Genomic DNA, 5,354 nt, shown 5'->3' on the forward strand with positions numbered 1-5,354 from the left:
CTGGCTTCGAGCGAATGTGTCAGTCGAGTCCGCGGGAAGTCGTGCATACCAACATACATGACTTGCGTTTTAGCCTGCAGTCTCCTGAATGCAGCGCTATGAAGAATCCGGGCTTTATCGCGTTGAAAGTCCGTGCGGGTATCGTTCGGGCGCTGCTCTGATGTACCTGACTGGCGTTCTGTCCAAATCATCTAACTGCTCAGTGATGTTGTTGACGAATGAATAATCATAGTACGATAGATGCATTAGTAAGAAAAGCAGGAAAAAGAACATGTCGGAAGTGAAAGTCGCTTTGGCTCTGGGCTCTGGTGCTGCTCGGGGTTGGTCGCATATTGGGGTTATAAAGGCGCTGGAAGAAATGGGCGTCCGGATTAATATGGTGGCAGGAACGTCAATAGGCTCTTTAGTCGGAGCGGGTTATGCTTCAGGTCGGTTAGCTGAAATCGAGCAATGGGTTCAGGGCATGAACCGCTGGGAAGTATTCAATTTGCTGGATTTCGGCTTTAACCATGGCGGTATTATTGGCGGCGAAAAGGTATTTAACCGTGCGCGGGAAGAGTTCGGTCAGCGAAATATAGAAGACTTGCCAATTACTTATGGTGCCGTGGCTACAGATTTATACAGCGGCCGCGAAATTTGGTTGCGCGAAGGCGACCTCTACGATGCTTCACGCGCTTCTTGTGCGATGCCGGGGGTTTTATCCCCTAAATCTTTTGACGGAAGATGGCTAATTGACGGTGGTCTGGTTAACCCGGTACCTGTGTCTTTGTGCAGAGCTCTAGGCGCAGACTTTGTTATTGCAGTACATCTTAACTCGCAGTTGAATTCTAAAGCACTACAACGGCGTGGGCGCAGTATTCCACCTCAAACAGAAGCTGAACAGCTTGAAAAAGAAAAAGCTGATATGGAAGTTCAGGATAACGAAAATGGCTTTTTCGATAACATGTGGTCTGGTAGTAAAGAATATCTGGATAGTTTTAAAGAACGCTTTAGAAATAATGGTGAAAAAGCACCGGGTATGTTCAGTGTTATGGCCAGCTCCATAGACATTATGCAGGAGCGTATTACTAAGGCCCGTATGGCGGGTGATCCGCCGGACATACTCGTACAACCAAAGCTTGGTCATATTGGTATTATGGAGTTTTATCGTGGTCAGGAAGCCATTGATCTTGGTTATGAGACAACAACGAGAATGCGTGATTTGATCATGGAAGAAATTGACCTGTATCGCGAGCGAAGAGGTTAGTTCGATACAGTAAAAACAAAGCCGTTTCGCTGCTCGGTAAGCAGCGAAACGGGCACTTAATTAGTAACCAGCTGCGTGACCGTCTTTACGGCTTTCAGAAGCACCAATGTAGACATCTTGCTCATGGTCTTTCCAAATAGCCTGATAACCACCGTATGGACCAACAGCCTCCTGTAGGGTGTGCCCCATTTTAATTAGCTCGCGGCGTGTATGCTTTGAGAAGCCATTTTCCAGACTAACGACACCTCCGTCGTTCATTTTAGATCCTGTTGGCTGACTTGAGCCTGTGTGCAGTATGCGAGGAGCGTCACCAGCTTCTTGTAGGTTCATACCAAAATCAATCATATTGATAAGAATCTGTGCATGCATTTGAGGCTGTGTTGCGCCCCCCATAACACCGTAGCTCATTACTGGTTTGCCATCTTTAGTCACAAAGGCAGGAATAATGGTATGGAAAGGGCGCTTTCCTGGCTCAAATACGTTGCGATGGTTTGGATCTAAAGCAAATAGCTCTCCACGGTTTTGCAGAACAAAACCTAAGCCTGTCGGGGTGACACCAGAGCCCATACCACGATAATTACTCTGGATAAGAGAAACCATATTGCCGTCTTTATCGGCCGTGGTGAGATAAATAGTATCGCCCTCAGTTGGCGGGTTTCCCGGTTCATAAGAACGTCCGGCACGTTCAGAGTTAATCAGTGTAGCGCGTTCTTTGCCGTACTCTTTGTCAATAAGACCTTCAACCGGTACGTCGCTAAAGTCTGGATCGGAATAGTATTTAGCACGGTCTTCAAAAGCGAGCTTCTTGGCTTCAACAAAATGATGAATGTACTCCGGGCTGTCATAACCCATCGCTTTGATATCAAACTGTTCAAGCATGTTTAAAATTTGAAGAGCGGCAATTCCCTGGGTGTTAGGCGGCAATTCCCATAAATCGTACCCGCGGTAGTTAGTCGAGACAGGGTCGACCCAGGTTGATGTATGCTGAGCTAAGTCCTCGTAGGAAAGAAAGCCACCATGCTCCTCCACGAAGTCACTAATGGTGCGGGCAATTTCACCTTTATAAAAACTGTCACGACCCTCGTTGGCGAGCATTTTGTAAGTATTTGCCAGATCAGGGTTTTTAAATCGCTCTCCTTTTTCCGGTACATTACCGTCACGCATAAAGACATCTGCAAACCCTGGTATGTCTTCCAGTACTGCAGCATTACGCTCCATGTAATAAGCGATGACTTCGGTAACCGGGAAGCCAGACTCGGCATAGTTTATGGCCGGTTGCAGGATATTATCCATACTCAAATTGCCAAACCGGCCGTGTAATTCAAACCAACCATCTACGGCACCGGGTACAGACAGTGGCAATACGCCCCGGGCCGGAATCGACTCATAGCCATTCTCTTGAAAGTATTCCAGCGAAAGACTTTGTGGCGAACGGCCAGAGGCATTCAACCCATAGAGTTTTTCTGAGTCGGCATCCCATACAATGGCGTATAAGTCGCCGCCTATACCGTTACCTGTGGGCTCAACCAGTCCTAATACAGCATTGGCAGCAATTGCCGCGTCAATAGCGTTACCGCCTTCCTGCATAATATCTAACGCAACCTGAGTTGCTAGGGGTTGACTGGTTGCAGCCATAGCTGTCGGTGCCATAGCTTCAGATCGGGTCGCAAAGTGATGGCCAGTAATGCGGTCACTGGCATTGCTTGGTAGAGTTGCGGCAGCGCATGAGAAAGCGATTGCGGCTGATGCAATAATGTTTAATTTAGCCATAGTGTTTACCTTTTTTGTTTTCTATCACTATAGGCTGGACTCTTAAAACAAAAAAGACCAGCCGCGATGGGCTGGTCTTTTTATCAGTTACATAGCGAAAGCTACTTTAGCCTTTTTTGTCACCATGGTAGTAGTCGTCAATGACACTTTCCATTTCAACAAATTTATCCTGAAGCTCTTGCTCTGGTTCAGCGGTAAATTTACTGAAGATAATAATAGCCAGAGTAGACAGAATAAAGCCGGGCACAATTTCATAGACGTACGCTGAAAGGTGCTCGCCGCCAAAGGTTGGTCCGTAAATCCAGAACAGTACAGTGATGGCACCGGCTAACATGCCTGCTAATGCGCCATTACGGTTCATGCGTTTCCAGAATAGACTCAGAATAACTACGGGGCCGAATGCGGCACCGAAGCCTGCCCAGGCGTTACTGACCAGACTCAAGATGGTGTTTTCCGGGTTCCACGCCAGCCAAATAGCGACTAAAGAAACCGCTAAAACTGACATGCGTCCAACAAAAACAAGTTCTTTATCACTGGCGTCTTTACGCAGGAAGGCCTTATAAAAGTCTTCTGTTAAAGAGCTTGAGCTAACCAACAATTGCGATGAGATGGTACTCATAATTGCGGCCAGAATAGCTGCCAGCAGGAAACCACCAATTAATGGGTGGAACAAGAACTGCGAGAAAATGATGAAGATAGTTTCAGCATCGGGCAGGCTCATTTTGGTTTCTGCCACATAAGCTATGCCGACAAAGCCCGTTGCCATGGCACCGATGATAGAAACGGTCATCCAGGAAATACCAATACGGCGAGCCGCTTTTACATCACTCACTGAACGAATCGCCATGAAGCGCACGATAATATGTGGCTGGCCGAAGTAGCCAAGACCCCAGGCCAGAAGCGAAATGATACCCAGTGTGCCTAACATCTCCCCGGTAGCTCCGTCCTTAAAGAAGGCAAGGAAGTCCGGATTAATGTCTCCTACCTGACCGACAACACTGCTGTAGCCACCAAGTTCGGAAAAGGCCACGATAGGCACCAAGACCAAAGCGACAAACATGATACAGCCTTGCACAAAGTCAGTCATACTGACCGCAAGGAAGCCCCCGAACAGTGTATAAGCACAAACAACACCGGCTGTTACCCAGAGGCCGGTGGTGTAGTCCATGCCGAAGGAGCTGTCGAACAGCTTGCCTCCCGCAACCAGACTGGCAGAGGTGTATAGGGTGAAGAATATAATGATAACGACGGAAGAAAAAATACGCAGCCGACGACCTTTATCGTTAAAGCGATTGGCAAAGTAGTCGGGAATAGTAATAGAGTCGTTAGCGACTTCTGTATAGGTTCTTAGGCGTGGTGCGACAATCACATAGTTAAGATATGCACCGATGACCAGACCCACTGCAATCCACAACTGTGATACGCCAGAGACGTAAATTGCACCGGGTAAGCCCATCAACATCCACCCACTCATGTCGGATGCACCAGCTGACAATGCTGTAACACCAGGTCCTAAACCCCGTCCTCCAAGCATATAGCCTGAAACTGAGTCAGTAGATTTTTTGTAGGCATAAAGCCCAATACCTAGCATGACAATAAAGTACAGCGCTAGTGATATCAGAGTACCTGTTTCCACATTAAACTCCTGTTTTTTTAGTTTTAGTCAGCGATCTTAGCGCTTCTGTCGCTGTTATATTGAATGTTCTGTTTCAAGTGCTCGTGCAGCAACTGTTGAACATAAGGTTGCTGCGTGTCTTCTAGTACTATGTCTGTTTTATCAAACGCGATCATTTTACCACGATATAAAATTAAGATCTTATCAGCAATGTGTTTCACGATTTGCGGCGAATGTGTCACTAAAATGTAAGATATACCCATATCTTTCTGAAGATCGAGCATTAGGTTAATGATTTGAGCTCTAACTGATGGGTCAAGTGCAACCAAGGCTTCATCGGCAACCACAATTTGTGGTTCAAGAATAATAGCCCGCGCAATGCACACTCTCTGTTTCTGGCCACTAGAGAGCATATGGGGGTAAAACTCCCAATGCTCTCTCAGCATACCAACACGCTGTAAAGTCAGATTGACCCGTTCCCGGCGCTCAGCAGGACTAAGCTCCTTATTGAACAACAAAGGCTCTTCCAGCTGCTTACCTATGGTGAGGTGAGCGTTCAGTGAGTTTTCGCTGTCCTGAAAAATCATGCGAATATTGTTGCATAACTGAGAGTAGTTCTTGCTATGAACTTTTTGACCATTGAGCCAAATTTCTCCACTGCTGGCGGTCGCAACGCCGCCAATAATTTGCGCAAGAGTGGATTTCCCCGAACCCGTTTCGCCC

At 47.1% G+C, this 5,354-nt stretch carries 4 protein-coding genes and 1 pseudogene; 1 reads left to right on the plus strand and 4 read right to left on the minus strand.

Annotated elements, in window-relative coordinates; all coding sequences use genetic code 11:
• Positions 1–191: pseudogene (locus B3180_RS00340) on the minus strand (dGTPase); the annotation flags it as partial.
• Between the two features lie 80 nt (positions 192–271).
• Between B3180_RS00340 and rssA the strand changes: the two are divergent.
• Positions 272–1,246 carry a patatin-like phospholipase RssA gene (gene rssA / locus B3180_RS00345; RefSeq protein WP_054488001.1) on the plus strand — a complete coding sequence of 325 codons (975 nt, stop codon included), beginning with the start codon at positions 272–274 and terminating at the stop codon, positions 1,244–1,246.
• 60 nt (positions 1,247–1,306) lie between these two features.
• Here the strand turns inward: rssA and ggt are convergent, their stop codons facing one another.
• The 3 genes from ggt to B3180_RS00360 all read right to left on the minus strand — a co-directional run.
• A complete protein-coding gene (gene ggt, locus B3180_RS00350) occupies positions 1,307–3,016 on the minus strand; it encodes a gamma-glutamyltransferase (RefSeq protein ID WP_273021907.1) in 1,710 nt (569 codons plus the stop codon).
• A gap of 106 nt (positions 3,017–3,122) precedes the next feature.
• Entirely contained in the window at positions 3,123–4,652 is a 1,530-nt protein-coding gene (gene putP, locus B3180_RS00355) for a sodium/proline symporter PutP (RefSeq protein ID WP_199494536.1), read from the minus strand.
• Positions 4,653–4,675: 23 nt separating this feature from the next.
• Positions 4,676–5,354 (minus strand): ATP-binding cassette domain-containing protein (locus B3180_RS00360; protein ID WP_286842204.1); only part of this gene is annotated, 679 nt, incomplete at its 5' end.

Source organism: Idiomarina sp. UBA4206 (assembly GCF_002383015.1).
GTDB classification, from domain to species: domain Bacteria; phylum Pseudomonadota; class Gammaproteobacteria; order Enterobacterales; family Alteromonadaceae; genus Idiomarina; species Idiomarina abyssalis.

What these genes read in the sequence shown, in the direction of transcription:
- rssA (WP_054488001.1), top strand. Translation starts at nt 272, where the DNA reads ATGTCGGAAGTGAAAGTCGCTTTGGCTCTGGGCTCTGGTGCTGCTCGG.
- ggt (WP_273021907.1), bottom strand. Translation starts at nt 3,016, where the DNA reads ATGGCTAAATTAAACATTATTGCATCAGCCGCAATCGCTTTCTCATGC.